The 22,866-nt window shown below is 34.6% G+C and carries 17 protein-coding genes; 11 read left to right on the plus strand and 6 right to left on the minus strand.

The window, feature by feature from the left end; translation table 11 throughout:
- Positions 1-301 precede the first annotated feature (301 nt).
- The 5 genes from uvrA to H7U22_RS02070 all read left to right on the plus strand — a co-directional run bounded on the left by uvrA (position 302) and on the right by H7U22_RS02070 (position 8,254).
- Positions 302-3,217 (plus strand): excinuclease ABC subunit UvrA, encoded by a 2,916-nt coding sequence (gene uvrA / locus H7U22_RS02050; protein ID WP_187069672.1) that lies wholly within the window; start codon positions 302-304, stop codon positions 3,215-3,217.
- 121 nt (positions 3,218-3,338) lie between these two features.
- Positions 3,339-4,106, plus strand: a complete 768-nt coding sequence (locus tag H7U22_RS02055; protein WP_187069673.1) for a TatD family hydrolase — start codon at positions 3,339-3,341, stop codon at positions 4,104-4,106.
- A gap of 397 nt (positions 4,107-4,503) precedes the next feature.
- On the plus strand, positions 4,504-5,523 hold the full coding sequence (locus H7U22_RS02060) for an asparaginase (RefSeq protein ID WP_187069674.1): 1,020 nt from the start codon (positions 4,504-4,506) through the stop codon (positions 5,521-5,523).
- A 299-nt stretch (positions 5,524-5,822) separates the two neighbouring features.
- A complete protein-coding gene (locus H7U22_RS02065; protein ID WP_187069675.1) occupies positions 5,823-7,235 on the plus strand; it encodes an MBL fold metallo-hydrolase in 1,413 nt (470 codons plus the stop codon).
- A gap of 53 nt (positions 7,236-7,288) precedes the next feature.
- Positions 7,289-8,254, plus strand: coding sequence for a YpdA family putative bacillithiol disulfide reductase (locus tag H7U22_RS02070; protein ID WP_187069676.1), 966 nt, complete (start codon positions 7,289-7,291; stop codon positions 8,252-8,254).
- Between the two features lie 124 nt (positions 8,255-8,378).
- Here H7U22_RS02070 and H7U22_RS02075 read toward each other — a convergent pair whose 3' ends face one another.
- The 3 genes from H7U22_RS02075 to H7U22_RS02085 all read right to left on the minus strand — a co-directional run bounded on the left by H7U22_RS02075 (position 8,379) and on the right by H7U22_RS02085 (position 11,046).
- Positions 8,379-9,053 (minus strand): TIGR02117 family protein, encoded by a 675-nt coding sequence (locus H7U22_RS02075; protein WP_187069677.1) that lies wholly within the window; start codon positions 9,051-9,053, stop codon positions 8,379-8,381.
- A 131-nt stretch (positions 9,054-9,184) separates the two neighbouring features.
- A complete protein-coding gene (locus tag H7U22_RS02080; protein WP_248284651.1) occupies positions 9,185-10,060 on the minus strand; it encodes an alpha/beta hydrolase in 876 nt (291 codons plus the stop codon).
- A complete protein-coding gene (locus H7U22_RS02085; RefSeq protein ID WP_187069678.1) occupies positions 10,057-11,046 on the minus strand; it encodes an alpha/beta hydrolase in 990 nt (329 codons plus the stop codon). Before H7U22_RS02085 ends, H7U22_RS02080 begins: the two co-directional genes overlap by 4 nt.
- 71 nt (positions 11,047-11,117) lie before the next feature.
- Here H7U22_RS02085 and H7U22_RS02090 point away from each other — a divergent pair, with 71 nt between their 5' ends.
- The 4 genes from H7U22_RS02090 (at position 11,118) to H7U22_RS02105 (ending at position 15,614) form a co-directional block, all read left to right on the plus strand.
- Positions 11,118-12,089: a polyprenyl synthetase family protein gene (locus H7U22_RS02090; protein ID WP_187069679.1), complete on the plus strand. Its 972-nt coding sequence runs from the start codon at positions 11,118-11,120 to the stop codon at positions 12,087-12,089.
- Positions 12,090-13,145 (plus strand): TerC family protein, encoded by a 1,056-nt coding sequence (locus H7U22_RS02095; protein ID WP_187069680.1) that lies wholly within the window; start codon positions 12,090-12,092, stop codon positions 13,143-13,145. It begins immediately after the preceding gene.
- A 250-nt stretch (positions 13,146-13,395) separates the two neighbouring features.
- On the plus strand, positions 13,396-14,844 hold the full coding sequence (locus H7U22_RS02100; RefSeq protein ID WP_187069681.1) for a M20/M25/M40 family metallo-hydrolase: 1,449 nt from the start codon (positions 13,396-13,398) through the stop codon (positions 14,842-14,844).
- A gap of 158 nt (positions 14,845-15,002) precedes the next feature.
- The gene (locus tag H7U22_RS02105; RefSeq protein WP_187069682.1) at positions 15,003-15,614 is read left to right on the plus strand and encodes a hypothetical protein; all 612 of its coding nucleotides are present in this window, start codon (positions 15,003-15,005) and stop codon (positions 15,612-15,614) included.
- 38 nt (positions 15,615-15,652) lie between these two features.
- On the opposite strand, the gene H7U22_RS02110 is transcribed toward H7U22_RS02105, so the two are convergent.
- Complete coding sequence (locus H7U22_RS02110) at positions 15,653-16,081, minus strand: CBS domain-containing protein (RefSeq protein WP_187069683.1); 429 nt, start codon at positions 16,079-16,081, stop codon at positions 15,653-15,655.
- A gap of 611 nt (positions 16,082-16,692) precedes the next feature.
- On the opposite strand from H7U22_RS02110, the gene H7U22_RS02115 reads away from it, so the two are divergent.
- Positions 16,693-17,946: a tyrosine-type recombinase/integrase gene (locus H7U22_RS02115; protein ID WP_187069684.1), complete on the plus strand. Its 1,254-nt coding sequence runs from the start codon at positions 16,693-16,695 to the stop codon at positions 17,944-17,946.
- 20 nt (positions 17,947-17,966) lie between these two features.
- Here the strand turns inward: H7U22_RS02115 and H7U22_RS02120 are convergent, their stop codons facing one another.
- Positions 17,967-18,848: a hypothetical protein gene (locus H7U22_RS02120; protein ID WP_187069685.1), complete on the minus strand. Its 882-nt coding sequence runs from the start codon at positions 18,846-18,848 to the stop codon at positions 17,967-17,969.
- The gene (locus tag H7U22_RS02125) at positions 18,848-19,681 is read right to left on the minus strand and encodes a HipA family kinase (protein ID WP_187069686.1); all 834 of its coding nucleotides are present in this window, start codon (positions 19,679-19,681) and stop codon (positions 18,848-18,850) included. The genes H7U22_RS02120 and H7U22_RS02125 overlap by 1 nt, the downstream gene beginning before the upstream one ends.
- Positions 19,682-19,993: 312 nt before the next feature.
- On the opposite strand from H7U22_RS02125, the gene H7U22_RS02130 reads away from it, so the two are divergent.
- A partial coding sequence (locus H7U22_RS02130) for a DUF7149 domain-containing protein (protein WP_187069687.1) occupies positions 19,994-22,866 on the plus strand: 2,873 nt, incomplete at its 3' end.

Below are 22,866 nucleotides of genomic sequence, written 5' to 3' on the forward strand. Positions count from 1 at the left end.
TTGATTTCAATACATTAGTCATGATTTTGCTTTTATAAATGATGTGGGATGCTGACGAAATCCATAATATCTAAGCTCATCTAAAATTATTGTTACTCGCTTTATTAAAATCAATATAAAACAGTTGTCATATTAACTGTGTTGTTCATAATAATTATCGTGAAATAGAAGCCGACATTATGACAATTAATCCTTAATACAGATTGAATTACACTTTCTTTTTGATAAAATTTTTAGCATTTTTGCAGATTGGAATTCGGGCTTATTTTTCGCCATAATTCCATCCAATTTTCAATAAAATATGAGCAACAAATCTATCGACCTTGGCGAGCAGAAAGAAGTAGAAGTTTACGGAGCTAGGGTACATAATTTAAAAAATATTGATGTGAGTTTCCCCCGAAACCAACTGGTTGTGATTACCGGTTTGAGTGGAAGTGGAAAATCATCTTTGGCTTTCGATACCATTTACGCTGAGGGGCAACGTCGCTATATGGAAACATTTAGCGCATACAGTCGCCAGTTTATGGGTGGTATGGAGCGCCCAGATGTAGATAAAGTTTCGGGTTTAAGTCCGGTTATTGCCATTGAGCAAAAAACCACCAGCAAAAATCCTCGCTCTACGGTTGGTACCATTACCGAGATTTACGATTTTATGCGTTTGCTTTACGCTCGTGTTGCCGATGCGTACTCGTATAATACGGGTGAGAAAATGGAGCGCATGAGCGAAGATCAGATTCTGCAGAATATCTTCAATAAATTTGATGGTTCTGCCGTGAATATTTTAGCACCTGTTGTTAAAGGTAGAAAAGGGCATTATCGCGAACTGTTCGAGCAGATCAGAAAACAAGGTTATGTAAAGGTTCGTGTTGATGGAGAAATTAAGGATATTTCTGCCAAAATGCAGGTAGATCGTTATAAAATCCATGATATTGAAGTGGTAATCGATCGCCTGATTGTTGATGATAAGGATAAAAAACGTCTATTAGATTCTGTGCAAACCGCCATGAAAATGGGTAAAGGGGTGATCAAAATTAGCGATAAAGATAATAACGTCGCCCATTTTAGCAAGTTTTTAATGTGCCCAACTACAGGGATTTCTTATGATGAACCTCAACCCAACAGTTTTTCGTTTAACTCGCCTTATGGTGCTTGTGAACGTTGCGACGGGTTAGGTTATATTTTCGTGGTAGATAAGGAATCGGTAATGCCGAATCCAAAATTGAGTATTTTAAACGGTGGTTTGGCTCCGCTTGGCGAATACCGCGATACCTGGATGTTTCAGGTTTTAAAGGCTTTGGCCAAAAAATACAGCTTCTCCTTATCAACCCCGATTGAAAAACTGAGTGACGAGGTAATTGATATTATTTTAAACGGCGCTCAGGATTTGATCAAGGTTGAGGTTGAATACAATAAATGGAACGTTCAAAATTATAACATCACTTTTGATGGAATCATCAAGATGTTGGAAGAACAGAACGAGAAAAGATCAGAAAGTGCTGTTGATGATATGGATGCTTTTAGGAAACTGAAAACTTGTCCTGAATGCCACGGAGCAAGATTAAAGAAAGAAAGTCTGCATTTTAAAGTGGATGGAAAAAATATTTTCGATCTGGCCTCGATGGATATTACCAATCTTCACGCTTGGTTCGAGCATGTTGATGAAAGACTTTCTGATCGCCAAAACACGATTGCTAAAGAGATTCTAAAGGAAATTAGGGCTAGAATTGTTTTCTTAACGGATGTTGGTTTAACTTATTTAACTTTAGATAGAACGGCTCGCACGCTTTCTGGTGGCGAGGCGCAACGGATTCGATTGGCTACACAAATTGGTTCGCAATTGATGAATGTAATGTACATTCTCGATGAGCCGAGTATCGGTTTGCACCAACGCGACAACGAAAGATTGATCAATGCCTTAAAAAATCTTCGTGATTTAGGAAACACCGTTTTGGTGGTAGAGCACGATAAGGATATGATTTTGGAGGCCGATTGGGTAATTGATGTTGGGCCGGGAGCAGGTATCCATGGCGGACAAATTGTTGCCGAAGGAACCGCGAAAGATATTCTGAAATCGAAAACCTTAACAGCCGATTATTTAAACGGTAAGAAAAAAATCGAAATACCAAAGGTTCGAAGAAAAGGTAATGGTCATAAATTATCCATTACTAAAGCTACAGGCCATAACTTAAAAGAAGTCTCTGTTGATTTTCCTTTGGGCAAATTCATCGCTGTAACTGGCGTTTCAGGTTCTGGTAAATCGAGTTTAATTACCGAAACGTTATATCCAATTTTAAACCATCATTTTTTTAGAGCGAAAAAAACACCACTTCCTTACGAGAAAATTAGTGGTTTGAAAGAGATTGATAAGGTTATCGAGATTGATCAAGCGCCGATTGGAAGAACTCCACGTTCAAATCCATCAACTTATACAGGTGTTTTCTCTGATATCAGAAATTTGTTTGTTCAGTTGCCAGAGGCGAAAATCCGTGGATATAAACCGGGTCGTTTCTCTTTTAACGTAAAAGGTGGAAGATGCGAAACTTGCCAAGGTGGTGGAATGAAAGTGATTGAGATGAATTTCTTACCCGATGTTCAGGTGCGTTGCGAAGAATGTGGCGGGAAACGATACAATCGTGAAACCTTAGAAGTTCGTTTCCGTGGGAAATCGATTAGCGATGTTTTGGATATGAGTATTGAAGATGCTTGTGTTTTCTTTGAAAATATTCCGATCATTTACCGTAAAATTAAAACCTTGAAAGATGTTGGTTTGGGCTACATCACGTTAGGCCAATCTTCTGTTACTTTATCTGGTGGTGAGGCGCAACGGGTTAAATTGGCAACCGAACTTTCGAAAAAAGATACAGGTAAAACTTTCTATATTTTAGATGAACCTACAACCGGACTTCACTTTGAAGATATTAATGTGCTGTTAGGTGTGCTCCAAGAATTGGTTGAAAAAGGCAATACTATTTTAGTAATCGAACACAATTTAGATGTGGTTAAAGTGGCCGATTGGGTTATCGATTTAGGTGAAGAGGGTGGAGCTGGCGGAGGAAGAATCCTTTTTGAGGGAACTCCAGAGGGCTTAATCCAAAATCCAATTAGCTTAACCGGAAAGTTTTTGAAGAAAGAGATGGCTTTAGAGTCTGAAGTTGGCAATAAGGATTCTGAAGACAAAAAGCCAAAGAAAATAAAAAGGGAAAGTCCAAAAGGTTAGGCTGTCGTCATTGCGAGGAACGAAGCAATCTTAAAGCAAAAGGTTGTTTTGTTCCTCTAAATCAGGACCAAAGCTGTAGATTAAATTTTCCATTTTCCATCAACCATCTTACATCACACCCATGTTATTTACCGATACCCACACCCATTTATATTACGAGCAAGATGCCGAAAAGCAAGTCCAATTAATGGATCGTTGTTTTGAAAACGACGTTAATCGTTTGTTTTTACCCAATGTAGATGTAAAATCAATTGCAATGATTGATGATTTGGTGGCTAAATATCCAGAGAATTGTTTTGCAATGGCGGGTTTACATCCTTGCGATGTTAAGGAAGATTATCTTTCACTTTTGGATGAGATTTACAAAAGTATTTCGGGTAGAAAAATCTATGCTATCGGCGAAATCGGAATTGATTTATATTGGGATAAAACCACATTGGCCATTCAGCAAGATGCCTTTCGCAAACAGATTGGCTGGGCAAAAGATCTAGGTTTACCAATTGTAATCCATTGTCGTGAGGCTTTTGATGAAGTTTTTGAATTGCTGGAAAGTGAACGCGACGAAAAACTGCGTGGGATTTTTCATTGTTTTACCGGAAATGTTGCTCAAGCGAATCAAGCGATCGATCTAAATTTTTATTTGGGAATCGGTGGCGTGGTTACTTACAAAAAATCTGGTTTGGATGCTGTACTTTCTGAAATTCCTTTAGCTAATTTAGTTTTAGAAACCGATTCGCCTTATTTGGCACCAACACCTTTTCGCGGTAAGCCTAACGAAAGCAGCTACCTAATCTACATCGCACAAAAGCTAGCCGATATTTATGGCGTTTCTGTTGAAGAGATTGCGAATGTAACGACTGAGAATTCGAAGAAAGTTTTTGGGGTTTAAGTGTTCCAAATATTTCCCGCTGATTACGCGAATAACGCAGATTTTTTCTTTGCGAAAATCACCCTGATCTTTGGGAGATAAGTTCAAGGAGGATTTTGGCATAAAGTTCTTCTCACCTCATCGTCATTGGTGCTGGGTTTGTCATTCTGAATGCAATGAAGAATCTCATTCCATGAAAAACTACCGCAAATATACCGCCGTAACAGAATGGTGGGTTAAACTCAAGAACTGCTAATCGGTTGCAGATTCTTCATTGCATTCAGAATGACAACAATATTAGGATTTGGAGTTGCTTGTTTTTCGTGCCTTTGTCTCCAAGCAATTTCTTTGTGGTAAAAGCCTCGTATAAATACAAATCTTTTACGTTCTTTTGCGGTGAGCAACCTTTACCAACCAAATGACCAAGATCCTAATAATTTATACCGGTGGAACCATCGGTATGGTTAACGACCCTAGCAATGGAATGCTAGTTCCTTTCGACTTCGAGCAGATCAAAGAGAACGTTCCCGAGCTGGCCCGTTTAGATTATCACTTAGATGTGCATTCCTTTAATCCTGTTTTGGATTCATCAAACATGGATCCCGAAATTTGGAAAACTTTGGCCGAACTGATCTACAAGAAGTACGATCAATATGATGGTTTTGTAATTCTTCACGGTTCGGATACGATGGCTTTCACAGCGTCTGCGCTAAGCTTTATGTTGGAGAATTTGGATAAACCTGTTGTATTAACAGGATCTCAATTGCCAATCGGCGAAATCAGAACGGATGCAAAAGAGAATTTAATCACTGCATTAGAAATCGCCGCAACCAAAGAAGATGGCAAAGCTTTATTTCCTGAAGTTTGTATTTATTTCGATTCACAATTATTCAGAGGGAATCGTTCTATTAAATATAATAGTGAAAAATTCGAAGCTTTCCGATCACCAAATTATCCAATTTTAGCCGAGGCAGGCGTTCATCTTCAATTCCACAGAAACTATATTCTAAAACCCACTGAAGGGAAATTAACCATTCACACCAACTTCAATTCGAACATTGGAGTGCTTAAATTATATCCTGGAATTACGCCACAAGCAGTTCAAGCGATTACGGATTCAAAGGTCGATGCCATTATTTTAGAAACTTTTGGCTCTGGAAATACCACAACTGCTCAGTGGTTCTTGGATAGTTTGCGACAAGCAATCCTCAACGGAAAAATTATAATTGATATCTCTCAATGTAAAAAGGGGTCTGTTCAATTGGGCCGTTATGAAACCAGTAGAGAATTACAGAAAATGGGTATTTTAAGTGGTTACGATTTAACTTTTGAGGCAACCGTTACCAAACTTATGTTTGTAATGGGCTTAGGTTTAAGTCACGAAGAGAACCGTCAGCTAATGGAAGAATCACTCCGTGGCGAACTTACGAAAGATTAATTTTCTTTTTTGAAAAGCAATTGCAACGGCATTTATTAATGTTACTCCCGCTGTTTGTTTAATCTTTTTGTTAAGAGTTGAATGTTTTTTGCAACAAAAAGGATTCCACTGCCATCGAGTTTAAATGGCCAAAAAGTGCAAATAACTTCCATCTTGCATCCATCCTAAAATATCAATAAGTAAAACTTCTGCAATTATGACTGCCATCATTTCGGTTATTCGTATTTAGCCCTATTTTTGTTGAAAAGATATAGGATATAAGTTCTTGATACTTGATCCTCATTACTTGATACTGGAAAATGAAAATAGAACAAATATATACAGGTTGCTTAGCAGAAGCTGCATACTACATTGAAAGTAATGGCGAAGCGGCAATTATAGATCCGCTTAGAGAAGTTTCTACCTATTTAAAGAAAGCCGAAAAAGCCGGGGCGACAATCAAATATATTTTTGAAACTCATTTTCATGCAGATTTCGTTTCTGGTCATGTAGATTTAGCGGAGAAATCTGGAGCTGAGATTATTTATGGTCCAACAGCCAAAACAGAATTTAAATCGCACATTGCTAAAGATGGGGAGCGATTTAAAATTGGTAATGTAACTATAACTGCTCTGCATACCCCTGGTCATACATTAGAATCCACAACCTATCTATTGACTGATGAAAATGGGAAAGATCACTGCATTTTTAGTGGAGATACCCTTTTTATCGGCGATGTTGGAAGGCCGGATTTAGCACAAAAAGGAAATTTAACGATGGAAGATTTAGCCGGAATGCTTTACGATTCGTTGAATGATAAAATCAAACCTTTGGCTGATGACGTAATCGTTTATCCCGCTCATGGCGCAGGTTCGGCTTGTGGCAAAAGTATGAGTAAAGAAACTTTTGATACTTTAGGTCACCAAAAAGAAGTGAACTATGCCTTAAAAGCCGAAACAAAAGAACAATTTATTGCTGAAGTAACGGATGGGATTATGCCTCCGCCACAATATTTTGCCAAAAATGCGGCGATTAATAAAGGTGGTGTAGAAAGCATTGAAGATGTTTATGAAAAGGGTTTAAATGCTTTAAGTCCTCAAGCTTTTGAAGAAACTGCTAACCAAACTGGTGCAATTATGCTGGATACTCGAGATCCGCAAGTTTTTGCAAAAGGATTTATTCCAAATTCTATAAACATTGGTTTGAATGGACAATTTGCACCTTGGGTTGGTGCTTTAATCACCGATTTACAACAACCAATTTTATTAATCACTGATCAAGGCAAAGAAGAAGAAACCATTACTCGATTAACCCGAGTTGGTTACGATAGTACAATCGGCTACTTGGATGGTGGTTTTGAAAGGTGGTCAGATGCAGGGAAGGAAATCGATACTATTGAATCTATTTCTGCCGAAGCTTTTGAAACAGCCTCAAAAGATTCAGATATTATTGCACTTGATGTTCGTAAACCTGGAGAGTACGAATCGGAACATTTAGACTTTACTTTAAGCCGGCCGTTAGATTTTATTAACGAGTGGACAGGAGAAATCAACCCAAAATCAACTTATTACATTCACTGCGCTGGAGGTTATCGTTCTATGATTGCTGCTTCGATTTTAAAATCGCGTGGAGTAGAAAACGTAATTGATGTAGCTGGAGGTTATGGAGCAATCAAAAATACAGGTTTAAAAAGAACCGATTTTGCTTGCCCAAGTAAAGCAATGAAAGTTTAACGCTATCGTCATTGCGAGGCACGAAGCAATCTCAATCGATAGATAAAATTTAAATGAAAAATCAAAACCATTACGATGTATTAATAATTGGCGCTGGCCCCATCGGTATGGCTTGTGCCATAGAAGCGCAAAAGGCAAACCTCTCTTACATTATCGTAGAAAAAGGCGCTTTGGTTAATAGCTTATTCAATTATCCGGTTTTTATGACTTTCTTTTCCACTTCTCAAAAGCTGGAGATTGGAGGTGTGCCATTTGTAACCATTAGCCCAAAACCAAACAGAAACGAAGCGGTAGAATATTATCGTCGAGTTGCAGAAAAGTTTAGTTTAAACATTCATTTATTCGAAAGTGTAAATCAAGTTGTGAAAAAGGAAGATGGTGTTTTTGAAATCTCAACTTCAAAAACCAGCTATACAGCCAGCAACGTAATTGTTTCTACTGGTTTTTATGATGTTCCTTTATTGATGAATATTCCAGGTGAAGATTTACCAAAAGTTACACATTATTATAAAGACCCACATTTATACGCTTTCCAAAATGTAGTTGTGGTTGGCGCAAATAATTCTGGCGTAGATGCTGCTTTAGAAACTTATCGTAAAGGCGCAAATGTAACTTTGGTAGTGCGAAGTGGAGATCTTGGTCCGCATGTTAAGTATTGGGTTCGCCCAGATATTCAAAATAGAATTAAGGAAGGAGAGGTTAAAGCACTTTTCAATTCAGAGTTGGCTGAAATAAGAGATGGCGAAGTGGATATTAAAACCCCTGAAGGAATTGTTACCATTCCAAACGATTTCGTTATTGCCATGACAGGTTATCAGCCTGATTTTTCCATGCTCAGGAAATTTGGAATCGAATTGCCAGAAAGTCTTTGCCCTGCTTATAACGAAGAAACCATGGAAACAAATGTTAAAGGCTTATATCTAGCAGGAGTGGTTTGTGGTGGATTAGATACGCACAAACTTTTTATCGAAAACTCTAGAGTGCACGCCGAAATGATTGTTAAAAATATTTTAGCCTAACCAACTTACAAAGTTTGGTAGATTGTGTGATTGGTAAGCTTCGAAAGCTTTCTAAAATCAATTTAATTCTTAAAACTTTCGATGTTTCTAAGCGCTCCATAACCTTCAACAATCATAAGTTGATTTACTCGTACTTTTCGAAAATTCCCTTATCAAAAGGCGTCCAGAAACAACATTTTTGCCCGCAAGCTTTTAATGCATCGTTAGCCCAAGTATTGCAGGTTTTAAAAATATTATATTTTCCATTTGCCTCATAAAAAGCATCTGAATTGCTATAATTGGCATTTGTTTTTATATTAATGAAATGATTATTTGCGTCTTTTTTAAAACTATCCTGAATGTATTTTATTAATCTGAGGTATTGGTCTCGACTAATTAATATTTTCCTACAGGTTTTACTTTCAACCATTTTAGAGTGATACGTAGCATGAATGGCTGTTGTGCTTAATGCAAAGGCAGCTTTAAAGGCAACCGAAGCTTTCAAGTCAGACCAGTTTGGTGTTTCAAGGTAAAAACCCTTATCTCCCCAACCCATAGCTAAGTATTCTGAAGCAGAATCTAACGATTTTGCATTGGTATATTTTACTTCCTTACTCCAATCTATTTCTTTGGTTTTGGTAGGAACAACAACATCAGTGTGCACACCATTGGTTATGATATAAATGGTGTAGTCTTGTTTGGTATCGGCCTCTTTCGAAATTGTAATTTTAGGAAGTAGATAGGTACAAAGAGCATAAATTAAAATAAAGCCGATTAAAGCTAATAGTACCTTCCCAATAGTTTTGAGCGTCTTTTTCAATTGTATTTTATTAAAGTTTTCTAGGATGTATCAACGATAATTATCGAAGATTTCAAGCAACTAGAAGAAATTTCTAGTTAACCAACTCAGGGATGAGTAGGATCAAACATATAAAAAAGAAGTAACAAATGCTATTTCTTTTTTGGATACAAAATTCCCAAACCTTTATAAATACTATTGTGAAGAATCGTTAAATGATTTTCATCTGGAAGCGGTAAAAAATCTAATTTTATGTTCGTCTTTTGATTTAATATTTCAGCAAGTTTCTTGGCATCACCTTCCATTACTTTTCCTTCAGCACCAACAGAGAGGTAAACTTTTAGACCGGGTTTCGTCTGTTTTTCTAAATATTTTGGAGCCTCAGTCAAAAGAGATTCATTATCCCACCATAAACTCGGACTGATAATCATATAATTTGTAAAAAGTTGAGGCTTCTTCAATAGAATTTCTGTCGCCAATAAACCGCCTAGCGATTGCCCAATAATGGTTTTATTTTCGTTTGTTTTGTATTTCTTTTGAATAAAAGGTTGAAGTTCTTTTTCTATAAACGAAATAAACTTCTCTGATTTTCCCGTAGTTGGAAAATCCTTTAAATCTTCTTTAACCGTTGTTGGGAAGGTGAAATCTCTTTTACGATCCACATTGGCAATGCCGACAACAATAGATTTTGGCATGATTTCAATCATCGTTAAATACTGAACCAAACCAACAATGTGGATGAAATCTTCATTCGCAGAACCATCCAGAAGGTAAATTACAGGGTAGGTTTTAGCGGAATCGGCAGAATAACCTTCGGGTAAGTAAATGTTTAAGGTTCTGGTTTCTTTTAGCATTTCGGAATTAATTTTTTCGACTTGGCCTAAAACGAAAGGTTGTTGTGCAAATGAATTAATGCTTGCGACTAACAAAAATAAAGGGAGAAGGAATTTCATTAATGGAGTATAATAAATGGTGTAATCTGATGTGGTACTTTGAGAAACTTGTGGTGGTTTTTGGTGGATTATCAAATTTTTTCCTTCAAAAGATTTCCAACAAAACTATCAATAGACGTTTCAACACTTGGTAAATCTTTTGAAGTTATATAAGATCCCAAAACGTGATTTCCACCATTTGGAATGGCTATTTTTTGTTTTAAATCTATTGGAGTACCGAGCTGATCAAACATTTTCAGCATCGCATTTACTCGAACAACAGGATCTTGCTCCAATTCATTTTTATAGAAATAAAGCATTAACACGGGTTGTTTTACTTTCTCAAAGGTAGTTTTTAGCATCGTACTTTCAATAAACTCTTGCAACTCTACAAGTGATTCTAAACGATAATTGGTGTACCAATATTTTTTGTATTCTTCCGTTCGTCCATCTACTTTACGCTCATCGCCACCAACAACTTTTCTGGCAATTTGCAATCCCCACGGATCATTTAACAACCAAGCATTTTTATCGTTGATTGCTACATTGGGCGATAATAAAATTAAGCTGTTAATTTCTGGGTAGGTTGCCGCCAGCTTTAGCGCAACGGTTCCACCGGTAGAGGTGCCAACCAAAATAACTTTTTTACCCAATTTTTTCCCAATCGCATAAGCTTGCTTACTGGTTTCCCAAAGTTTATCGGCCGTAAAATATTGCATGGGCGAAATGGTATCAATTCCATGATCGGCCAACCGTGCTAAATATAAATTGGCATTAAGTTTCTTTGCCAGATGCAAATGAACTGGGTTTCCTTCCATTTTAGAAGCCGAAAAACCATGTAAATAAACAATTGCATATTCGGTTTGCTGATGACTAGAATCTGCCCAAACAATTTCTGCTTCATTACCAGGCTTTAGCTTATGGCTACTTTCTATGGTTTTAACATAATTATCTAAGTCTTTTAAATCGGGAACTTTAATGGGCTCTTCGCTGTAGAGTGGTTTTTTTGGCCTCGGGCCGGCCAAATATGCGCCAATTATTAAAACAGATAGGCCTATTAAGATTTTATAGCGTTTTTTCAATGCAATGTTTTTATTAAATGTAAAGTTTTATAGGAATTTAACCTAAGTTTGCAATCAATTTTTTTCCAATAATGCCGGGAATCGAACAGATAAAAAAACCTATAGCAACAGACATTAAAGCGTTTGAAAAAACCTTTAAAGAATCTATGCACAGCGATGCACCATTGCTAGATCGGATTACCCATTACATAGTTAAACAAAAAGGGAAGCAAATGCGTCCTATGTTTGTCTTTTTTGCCGCCAAACTTTGTGGTGGCATTACCGAATCTACCCATCGCGGTGCAGCCTTGGTAGAACTTTTACACACAGCTACTTTAGTGCATGATGATGTTGTGGATAATGCTTACGAACGTCGTGGTTTTTTCTCCATTAATGCTTTATGGAAAAATAAAATTGCCGTTTTGGTTGGCGATTATCTTTTAGCTAAAGGTTTGTTGCTTTCGGTAAACAATAACGAACATCGTTTGTTACAAATTGTATCAGAAGCTGTAAAGCAGATGAGTGAGGGAGAACTTTTACAAATAGAGAAAGTTAGGCGGATGGACATTTCCGAAGAACTTTATTTTGATGTAATCAGACAGAAAACAGCTTCTTTAATAGCATCTTGTTGTGCTGCGGGTGCGGCTTCGGCTGGCGCTGATGATGCAACTATTGAAAAAATGCGTTTGTTCGGAGAGAAGGTTGGTATCGCTTTTCAAATTAAAGATGATACTTTCGATTTCGGAACCGATGATGTTGGTAAACCCTTGGGCATAGATATTAAAGAGAAAAAAGTAACCTTACCTTTAATTTATGCACTTAATAAAGCCGAAAAAGCTGAACGTAAAAAAATGATCAATCTGGTTAAAAACCATCAAGATCATCCAATTAAAATTCAGCAGATTATAGATTTTGTTAATGAAAAGGAAGGTGTTTTTTATGCCAACCGAAAAATGCAGGATTATCAAAAAGATGCATTTGATATTTTACACCAATTTGAAGCCGGAGAAGCAAGAACGGGATTAGAACAACTCGTGCTCTACACTACGGAACGAAAAAAATAAATGAGTAACGAATTAATCTTTAGCATCGGTTTCCTTTTATTTATTGCCCTTATTCTTGCATTAGATTTAGGTCTTTTTAGCAGAAAGGAGCATATCGTAAGCTTAAAACAAGCTGGCGTAATGAGTTTAATCATGGTGGCAATGGCCATCGGGTTTTACTTCATCTTAATAACCGAAGGGCAAGAACTCCACGGAATTAAAGATTTTGCTCATTTAAAAGAAATCGTAGTTCGGCATCAACACAACATTACCCTCATTCCCAATAACTTTCAAGAGAGCTTGATGCTCTACAAGCAAAATCTCGGTCTCGAATTCCTAACTGGCTACGTTATAGAATATGCACTTTCTGTCGATAATATTTTTGTAATTGTATTAATCTTTTCTGCGTTTGCCGTTGAAGAAAAATACTATCACCGCGTATTGTTCTGGGGCATTTTAGGTGCCATCATTATGCGTTTCATTTTCATATTTGTAGGCGCAGCATTGATTGCGAAATTTGGCTGGATTCTTTACATCTTTGGAGCATTCCTGGTTTTTACAGGAGTTAAGATGTTTTTCAGCAAAGATGGAGATGATAAAATCGACCCTGAAAATCATCCTGTAGTAAAATGGGCTTCCAAAATATTTTCCATTCACCCTAAATATGAGGGCAAACATTTCTTCGTAAAAATTAATGCCAAGCGTATGGTTACGCCCTTGTTTTTGGTGTTGTTAATTGTAGAATTTACCGATTTACTATTCGCTGTCGATTCTATCCCAGCAATTTTTGCGGTTACTAAGGATCCATATATCGTATTTTTCTCTAATATTTTTGCCATTATGGGCTTGCGATCTATGTTCTTTTTATTGGTAAATATTATCCATAAATTCCACTATTTAAAAACGGGTTTAGCAGTTTTGCTTAGTTTTATAGGCTTAAAAATGCTTGGGCATATGTATCTAGAAAAATGGGGCTTTACTACCGAACATTCATTGATAGTGATTTTAAGTATCTTGGTGATTAGCATCGTAGCTTCTCTCGTTTTCCCTAAAAAGAAAAGCCACGCTTCAGCATAGTTTTTTAGGGCTCATTAAAAGATAACTCCTAAATCTCAATTTTTTTTGAAAAGCTTGGTTCGGTAATTCTTTGTTAACTGTATTCCTGCTTTACGTTTTACTCCATTGCATTTCGTGTTCACTCCAATCAGGTTTAAATAACAAGCAAGTGGTTCTTGGGTTAACTTGCAGTACGCCATAAAGCAAAATAAACGTTACAGCATACTAACTCTATCTAAAATTTGTACTTTCAGCATATAAAATATTTATAATGAAATACATTTTTTCAACTGCTTTGATTTGTGCCACTTTATTTGCAAATGCTCAGGATAAATTCGGCAATGTCTTTAATAAAATAAATGCAGAAGTTCAACAAAATTCCAAAGCCTACCAAACCCTTAAGTATGAAACAGAAACAATCGGACATCGTTTAACAGGTTCTACAAATGGAGCAAAGGCAGAACAGTATGCCTACGATTTATTAAAATCTTATGGTTGCGAAGTTAAATTTCAGCCCTTTGAAGTGGAAAGCTGGAGCAGAAAAACCATCAGCGTAGAAATTGGTGCAGATAAAAATAGCTTAGTTAAAGTGAAAGCTGTTACACTTGCTCATTCTCCAGTTAGTGCAGATATTACGGGCGATGTTGTTGACGCTGGAAATGGATTGGAAGTAGATTATCAGGCAAATCCCGAAAAATTTAAAGGTAAAATTGCTTTAATTTATCTTGGTGTTTTACCAGGCTCTCCTGCTGGAACAAAATCACTGCATCGATCAGAAAAAACAGCTATAGCAACTAAGTATGGAGCAACGGGTGTAATTATAATTAATACTGTAAAAAATGGCGTTTTACTAACAGGAACGGCATCAGTTACAGGTAAGCTAATCCCAATTCCGGCTGTTTGTATAGGTTTGGAAGATGGAATAGCGCTAAAGGAAAAATTAAAATCTCAACCTCAAATGGCACACATTGCAATGACCAATTTCTCCGGAATGATCAATGCTAGAAATGTTGTTGCAACTTTTAAAGGAACTGAATTGCCAAAAGATAAAATTGTAGTTGGCGGACATTTAGATAGTTGGGATTTAGCAACAGGAGCAATAGATAACGGAATTGGTTCTTTCGCCATTATGGATATGGCACGTACTTTTAAAAAACTAAATTTAAAAACTAAACGAACTGTAGAATTTGTTTTATTTATGGGCGAGGAGCAGGGATTGTTAGGTTCAAAGGCATATATCGATCAGGCTAAAAAAGATGGAAACTTAAATCAGGTTAAGTTTATGCTTAATTACGATATGACTAACGATCCAAAAGGTTTCTCAACCTCAAGAGCAGAAATGAAAGATTTGTTTACCGCTTGGGGTGCAGATATTGTTAAAATAGATACAGGCTTTAAAAATCTGTTTAATGCAGGTGCAGGTCTGCATAGCGATCATCAACCCTTTATGTTAGAAGGTATTCCAACTGGTGGCGGTTTTGGAGGTAAATTGCCAAATAATTCTGGCCCTTTCTACCACTCAGATGGCGATTTGTTTAAACTTGTGGATGAACAAGAACTAAAAAATACCGTTCGATACAGTGCAATGCTAACTTATGCTTTAGCCAATACACCTAAAATTCCGGTAGGGGTTCAAGGCGAAGAAGAATTGAAAACTTTCTTGGAATCACAGAACTTAAAAGAGCCATTAACTATTGCAGGAGAATGGAGATGGAAGTAGGTGATCAAAATTAACATATAAGAAGAATTAAAAAGTTATGTGAAACAGTCGTTTAGGTTGATTATTGTCAATAACAATTTGACAATAATCTTCAAAATCCGTAGTATTACAGATACAAAAAATAGGATTATCTTAAATTTTATTTTAGATTTGTAACTATGAGAACGGTAATCTATACAATCACATTTATCTTTTTGGGTTTAAGCTACTCGGCTTATGCTCAAAATGTTGCTCCTATTACTGCAAATCAAGTAAATGGAAATGATGCAATTGAAAAGTTGCGTGATGCGAGATATAGTTTTAACAAGAGTATTATTAAAAGCAAAAAAGCTCAACTAAGTTATCTTCCAAAATCAGAATACATTTTCGATAAGCCAGGTACCCACACGGTATTGTTCGAAGGTGTGAAATTTGTTATAAAAGAAAATAACGTTGTATCCGTAAACGGAATAACGGCTTCTAGTGAGGTATTGGCAATGGTTACAGAAAAATTAATGACATTAGATAGGTTGCAATATTTTTACAGCGAAAAATCTAATCAAGAATATCTAAGTTCAGTAAGAAGTTTGCCATACATTTATAACTCTGACAGGCAGTTTTTTTCTACTTTGAGAATTTTAAGTACAACGGTTAGGCATATCGCTGCGTTGGCAAAACCAAAAACTTCAAGTATCGAATTTGAACTCGGAATTGCAAAACTGCGTGAACCAAATATCGATAGAACAATATTAACCGACGAATATAAAACGACAAGCCTAACGGCAAAGTAGTATTTCGTTTCTTAAATTTCAAATCGATGGTTAATCGGCTATCCGCTGATATAGCTTTCTAACTGAGAAATAGTCTGTTTCTGATCTGCAATAATAAATTTCACAACATCGCCAATAGAAACCATCCCTTTTACTTCGTTGTTTTCTACAATTGGTAAATGGCGAATGTGTTTGTCGGTCATCAATTCCATGCAATAATCAATTGTATCGCTTAAGCTAATCGTGATGGGATTTGCGGTCATCGCCTCGCTAATTAAGGTATCTTTCGAAGATTTCCCGTGGAGAATGATTTTTCTCGCATAATCGCGTTCAGTAAAAATACCCGAAAGCTTATCGTTCTCCATTACCAATACCGCACTGATGTTTTTATCCGTCATTACTTTTAAGGCATCTAAAACTGAAATATTTTCTGTTACCGAGATTATTCTCGCTTGCTTTGTATCAAGCAGGTGTTTAACTGATTTCATAATTGTTTAATTTGGTTATAACAATTTATGAAATAAATAACTGAAAATCAAAGTTTTATTTTCCTAAAATATGGACTGCGCTTTTTTCAGTTCATCATCATTTATCAAATTTGTTCTATTTGAAACCAATTATTTAAAATTAAAGGAAAAACTGTATATTTGTGGCGTTCCTGAAAGCTTCCACTTTTCAGGAATACTAGAGCCTTTCAGCAATGAGGGGCTTTTTTTATGCCCTAACCATTCGTTAAAGCATTAGAGTATAAGTTTAACATCCTGATTAAAAATTGTTAAGCCCTAAAATTTGTGCTCAAAATCTTAATTATTTTACAATTAGCAAACCACGTGGCTCTTTTAATTATTTGACTTTCACAAAGCTATGGCGTAACTTTGCTTCACATTTAAAAACAAATAATTATGTCATCAGTAGAGACGTAATCTGCGTTTTTACAGCATTTCATAAAATCACATAAAATAAAATTATTGCTGATTATCAATTAGTTAAAATAATTATTAACTCACAAAATTTTATCTAATTTCTTAAATGTTTGCAAATTGTTTGCGCACTTTAAAATTTGCAAACATTTTCATTCTAAAAATCGTAAGTTTATTTTATGGCAAATTGCAATCTCTACCTCGACAAAAGACGTCCTAAAAAGAATACTTTATACCCTATAAAGATTAGGGTTACGCATGAACGTAAAAGCAAGTTTTTTGAAACAATATTTAGTGCCGATGATGCAGAATATGCAAAAATTTTAAGTGGTCTTAGATTGGATGCCGATCAGAAAAAAACCAAGGGTAAATTAGATGAATTACTTAAGAAGGCAAATGATATTATTGATGATTTAGAAGTTTTCAGCTTTGATACTTTCACCATGAGGTTTAGGAATACTGGAGATAGAAACAACTTACTTGATATCATAAGAGAAAAAGCAACTTTACTCAAAACGGAGGAGAATTTTGCTAATTCTAGATTGTATTTTCAAGCTGCTGATTTAATAGAACGTTTTAATCTAGACCAGAAAAAATCAAAAAGCCTATTTGTAAGAGATCTTTCACCAGATTATTTGAAGGCTTTTCAGAAATGGGCAATTGGGACAAACTACATTATCGATAAAAATAAAGAAAAACTGATTAAAACATATTCTGTTACCACCCTTAATATGTATTTAACCAGAATTAAAGCTGTAGTTAATTCTTTAGTAGAAAGAGGTGAGCTCCACATTTCAAAAAACCCATTTGGTAAAGGAAAATATATCATTCCTAAATCAAGAAGTGCTAAACGCCCTTTGGAGCATGAGGAAATTATGTCAATTGTAAATTATCAAACTGATAGTGATAGTGAGATTTTTGCAAGGGATATGTTTGTTTTCTCGTACGTGGCGAATGGTATGAATTTCTACGACATCTTTAAATTGAAATGGTCGGATATAAAAGGAGATGCTTTTTATTTCATTCGTCAAAAGACTTCTGCGAAATTGCCAGATAAACAGATAAGGGTTTTTCTAAACCCAAAAATTCAATCTATTATCGATACTCATGGAAGCAGAAAACTTGGAAATAATTACATTTTCAATATTGTACCTTGGGGTGCTACAAAAGATGTTGAACAAAGAAAAATACGTTCTAGCATTAGTACCGTAAATATGAAATTAAAAAAGATAGCAACGAGTTTAGGGATTACCTCTGATATAAGTACTTATTTTGCACGCCATACATTCGCCACAATGATGCATGATTTAGGGGCATCAATCAATACGATTAGAGATGTCATAGGGCATGAGGATATCAAATCAACGCAAAGCTATATTGGTTCTGAAAATAAGGAAAGGTTGATGGAATTACAGGGTAGGTTATTAAAGTAAAAAGGCATATTTCAGCCTTTCTAATTTTGAATATTTAAGTTTAATTCTTCAGAAAATTTACGTGCCTTTTTATCTATTACTATATTGACAAATTTATCCATTTCTTTAGAAGACATTATATCAAATAAGGGCATATTATCTTTTTTTAAGATGTTATACAAATCATTATAGGAGATTTTATTGCCCTTGTATGGATCTACAATCAAACAAAATTTATGGTCACTAGATAATCCCTTTGAAACAGCTAGTATTTTCAATCTTTCAATAACACTTTCAAAGTCACTAATGTCATTTCTAATTTGACCAAGCTGTCTGTTAGAATTGAAATCAATAGCTTTAGCGGCATAAAGACTTCCGTTAACTCCTAGCCCGTCAAAATGAAAATCAAAAAATAACGTTTCTATTTGTTTTTTCTTTAGAGTGTAATCAATATCAATTACATCCTTTAGGGGAGTGTAAAGCTTTTTCTCGATTACTTTTTTAAAGTTTGATACAATTTCCTTTTCTTCAAAAACAAGTTCTTCTCCTATAAATTTTCTAAAATAATCATGAAATGTATTATAGGAGATGGCAGAATTTATAGCCTCTGGCTTTGAAAACTGCAGAATTCCATTATTATAGTCGTAAAGTCTATGAAGAAATTGTTTATTTAGATGTTTCTCTGATTTAAACAAAAACATACATTCATCAACGGTTTCCTTTTTAACAAAACTTTTAAAGTTATTTAGAGAAAATTCTAAAAGTTTAAAATTTTTAGGATTTAGCTTTTTCGCCAATTCAAGTTTTTGATGAGACAAATGAAAATAAACCTGTTCATCAGCAATAACAACAAGCCCTAAAGCAATTATTTCATTGCTAAGAGGATTATTTACATATTTCAATATGCTGTAAAAACTTTTCATTATTTTAAATAAGACAAAAAATGTTCAATAATTGTTTTGTTTCGAGCTTCGTCGGAAAAAAAAGATTTTAAATGCTCTTTTGATTTTTTACCTAGACCCCAACTACTTGGTACTTGGTCAAAAATAAAATCAAGATTTCCTATTGTATTGTTTATACAATCGTTGATGTCATTTTTAAGGTTTTTAATGTCTTCATGAGTTACAAAGCTACTAATTGTTTTAGCTAATATAGTTGATAATATGCAATTTTTCGGTTCTATATGTAATAAAACTTCTCTAACTTCTTTATAATTAGTTAAATATGCAAATGCAGCGGCATGGTCAATGGGATGAAAATCAAATAAACCATTCTCACTACCAATCAAAACGTTTGGATTTTCAGGCTTTCTATCCTTGTTTCCTACCCATAAATCGAATGCTCCAATTTTAAGAAAATCCATTGGATTTGAGAATAGTTTCAAATCTCTTTTAGAAACATTTATAAATTGTTCCAGTTCAGTTGCTGACCATACCTGCTTTGAACCAAACAATATATTTTCATAAAAATTAGGGCTATAAAAGTCAGACATTTTTTCAATGCCTTGCAAATAGCTATCAACAACTTCTTTAGAAATCATTGCTAGGCAAAATTCAGGCACATGTAATGACCAGCATTGAGCAAAATAACCACATAGTAGTTCATTTATAATTTCTGCGGATGGATTTTTTTGGTTTGTAGTCTTAACAAAATAAGTATTGTCATCTATGCCATATGTAAATAATGGCGCACTTCCCTTTGTTGTTGTTTCTTTAATTATTTTTGATATTTCTATCGTTTTTATTGGCTGGAGCATGTCAATATTGGTGATTTCCTCAAATATTTATGTATTGTTAGATATATATGAAGAAAATTTTCTCAAAGTGAAAAGTAAAGAATTCTTTTGAATAATACTCATTAGATTGCAATTATCATGAAAATCTATTTATAATGTTAGACTAAATAAACGTTTTAAAATAATCATAATCAATTTATCATCTTTACGGGAAACCGTATTTCAAATTGCTTGTAATATGTTAATTTAAATATCTTGAATTAAGCTAGGCAAATTGTATTAGTTTAGGATATTAACAAAAAGAAGTAATTTAACCCTCTCAAAAAAACTTAGATGCAATTAAAAGAACTGAACCCTCGTAAAGCGATTAACAAAGCATTCTTAAAAGTAAAACCAAATAGAACTGACATAGAACTTTTCAAAGCAAATCTAATTCAGCTTTTAGATAGGATTAATGATAAGGAAAGCGAGGAGTTTCATAAAAACATCGTAAGTGATTTTATGAAAAAAACCTATTACGAGCCAAATAACTTCATCAATACCAAAGGCAGAAATGATTTAGTAATTCATAATGGTAACACAGCAAAGAGTTCTGTAGGTGTAATTATCGAAGCAAAAAGTCCTGTTAATAAATCAGAAATGGTTAGTGTAACTAAGTTAAACACTAAGGCATTTCAAGAATTGGTGCTGTACTATTTAAGAGAGCGGATAACACATAAAAATTTAGAAGTTAAGAACCTAGTAATTACTAATATTTACGAGTGGTACATTTTCAATGCTAAAACATTCGAACGCTTATTTGCAGAAAACAAAAGCTTAGTTAAACAGTTTGAAGATTTTGAAAATAATCGGCTTTCTGGAAGTACAACTGATTTATTTTATTCGAACATAGCAAAGCCTTTTATAGATGGATTAACAGACGAAATTGAGTTTACTCACTTTGATATTAGAGATTACAAAAAAATTGTAACCAATAATAATAGTGAAGATGATAACAAACTTATTGCGCTATTCAAGCTACTTTCTCCTGAGCATTTACTTAAACTGCCGTTTACAAACGATAGTAATACATTAGATAAACGTTTCTACAGTGAGCTATTGCATATCATCGGCTTAGTTGAAACTAAAGATGGTGGTAAACGCTTAATAGAGCGAAATAAAGATGGGCAACGACATTCTGGAACTATTTTAGAAGATACCATTATTCATCTAGACAGTTTAGATAAAATTAGCAGGTTAAGTAAGGCATTTATTTATGGCGAAACCCATCAAGAACGCTTGTTTAATGTAGCACTCGGATTAAACATTACTTGGATAAATCGAATTCTGTTTTTAAAACTTCTAGAAGCTCAATTAATAACTTATCATAAAGGCGATAAATCTTATGCTTTCCTAAACTTAGATAGGATAAAAGAATATGATGATTTAAATAGTTTATTTTTTCAAGTATTAGCGGTTAAACATGAAAACAGAAATGAAGATGTAAAAAAGTTATTTGAAAAAGTTCCTTATTTGAACAGTTCTCTTTTTGAACCAACTGAAATCGAACATCAGACACTTTTCATCAGTAATTTAAAGGATGATAAAACCATTCCAGTTCTATCAACTACTGTATTAAAAGATGAACAAGGTAAAAAGCGGACAGGTAGTTTAACCACTTTGGCCTATCTTTTTGAATTTTTAAATGCTTACGATTTTAGTAGTGAGGGGTCTGAAGCCATACAAGAAGAAAACAAAACTTTAATTAATGCATCTGTTCTCGGCTTAATCTTCGAAAAAATTAATGGCTACAAAGATGGTTCATTCTTTACCCCAGGAATGATAACTATGTATATGTGCCGTGAAACACTACGCAAAACGGTAGTGCAAAAATTTAATGATATAAAAGGCTGGACTTGTGTAGAATTTGATGAACTATATAATAAAATTGAGGATAAAAAAGAAGCTAACCAGATTGTAAATAGCGTAAAAATATGCGACCCTGCTGTTGGTTCTGGTCATTTTTTGGTATCAGCTTTAAACGAGTTAATTGCTATTAAAAGTGATTTGAAAATTCTTCAAGATAAGGATGGTAAATTGCTAAAATATTATGATGTAGAGGTTGAAAATGATGAAATGATTGTAACTGACGAAGAGGGACATCTTTTTGAATACAATCCAAAAAATAAAGAAAGCCAGCGCATTCAGGAAACATTATTTAATGAGAAGCAACACATCATTGAGAACTGTTTATTTGGCGTAGATATTAATCCAAATTCTGTAAAAATATGCCGTTTACGTTTATGGATAGAATTATTGAAAAATGCATATTATAAAAATGCAACAGAATTAGAAACGCTACCGAATATTGATATTAACATTAAAAACGGGAACTCGTTAATCAGTAGGTTTGCTTTAGATAGTGATTTGAAAGTTGCATTAAAAGGGAAGCAAATCTCTATCGATGATTATAAAAATGCTGTTTCAAATTATCGAAATGCAAAAAGTAAAGAAGAAAAAAGGGAGTTAGAAAACCTCATCAATGAGATTAAAACCGACTTTAAAACGGAAATTAATAAAAACAGTAAAGAAAGTCAATCGCTACAAAAATGGAAAGCAGAACACTTTACCAAGTATGGAACTAACCAATTATTTGAAACGACTTTAACCAAAGCACAACAAAAAGACAAGAAAGACATTGAAATTAAAATTAAAAAGGCAGAAGATTTTATTCAAGAAATTAAAAGCAACAAAATTTATGAAAATGCTTTTGAGTGGCGTTTTGAATTCCCAGAGGTTTTAAATGACGAGGGAGATTTTATAGGTTTTGATGCAATTATTGGTAATCCGCCTTATATTCAATTGCAAAAAATGGGTGCAAGTAGCGATGCATTAGAGAAAATAGGTTACGAGACTTTTGCACGCACAGGAGATATATACAGTTTGTTTTACGAATTAGGACATCGAATTTTAACTAATAAGGGATTACTAACTTTCATAACCTCTAACAAGTGGATGCGAGCGGGTTATGGTGAAAGTTTACGTAAGTTTTTTGCAGAAAAAACAAACCCTTTAGTATTAATTGATTTTGGAGGAACACAAATCTTTGATACTGCATCTGTTGATACGAATATTTTAATGTTCGCAAAGGATAAAAATAGACAGCAAACTTTAACCTGTATTATCAAAGATAAGGTGTTAAATAATTTGAGCGTTTATGTTAGACA

The organism is Pedobacter fastidiosus (assembly GCF_014306625.1).
GTDB lineage: Bacteria > Bacteroidota > Bacteroidia > Sphingobacteriales > Sphingobacteriaceae > Pedobacter > Pedobacter fastidiosus.

Excerpts from the sequence above, each read along its gene's own strand:
- uvrA (WP_187069672.1), top strand. The coding sequence starts at position 302 with ATGAGCAACAAATCTATCGACCTTGGCGAGCAGAAAGAAGTAGAAGTT.
- H7U22_RS02055 (WP_187069673.1), top strand. The coding sequence starts at position 3,339 with ATGTTATTTACCGATACCCACACCCATTTATATTACGAGCAAGATGCC.
- H7U22_RS02060 (WP_187069674.1), top strand. The coding sequence starts at position 4,504 with ATGACCAAGATCCTAATAATTTATACCGGTGGAACCATCGGTATGGTT.
- H7U22_RS02065 (WP_187069675.1), top strand. The coding sequence starts at position 5,823 with ATGAAAATAGAACAAATATATACAGGTTGCTTAGCAGAAGCTGCATAC.
- H7U22_RS02070 (WP_187069676.1), top strand. The coding sequence starts at position 7,289 with ATGAAAAATCAAAACCATTACGATGTATTAATAATTGGCGCTGGCCCC.
- H7U22_RS02090 (WP_187069679.1), top strand. The coding sequence starts at position 11,118 with ATGCCGGGAATCGAACAGATAAAAAAACCTATAGCAACAGACATTAAA.
- H7U22_RS02095 (WP_187069680.1), top strand. The coding sequence starts at position 12,090 with ATGAGTAACGAATTAATCTTTAGCATCGGTTTCCTTTTATTTATTGCC.
- H7U22_RS02100 (WP_187069681.1), top strand. The coding sequence starts at position 13,396 with ATGAAATACATTTTTTCAACTGCTTTGATTTGTGCCACTTTATTTGCA.
- H7U22_RS02105 (WP_187069682.1), top strand. The coding sequence starts at position 15,003 with ATGAGAACGGTAATCTATACAATCACATTTATCTTTTTGGGTTTAAGC.
- H7U22_RS02110 (WP_187069683.1), bottom strand. The coding sequence starts at position 16,081 with ATGAAATCAGTTAAACACCTGCTTGATACAAAGCAAGCGAGAATAATC.
- H7U22_RS02115 (WP_187069684.1), top strand. The coding sequence starts at position 16,693 with ATGGCAAATTGCAATCTCTACCTCGACAAAAGACGTCCTAAAAAGAAT.
- H7U22_RS02120 (WP_187069685.1), bottom strand. The coding sequence starts at position 18,848 with ATGAAAAGTTTTTACAGCATATTGAAATATGTAAATAATCCTCTTAGC.
- H7U22_RS02125 (WP_187069686.1), bottom strand. The coding sequence starts at position 19,681 with ATGCTCCAGCCAATAAAAACGATAGAAATATCAAAAATAATTAAAGAA.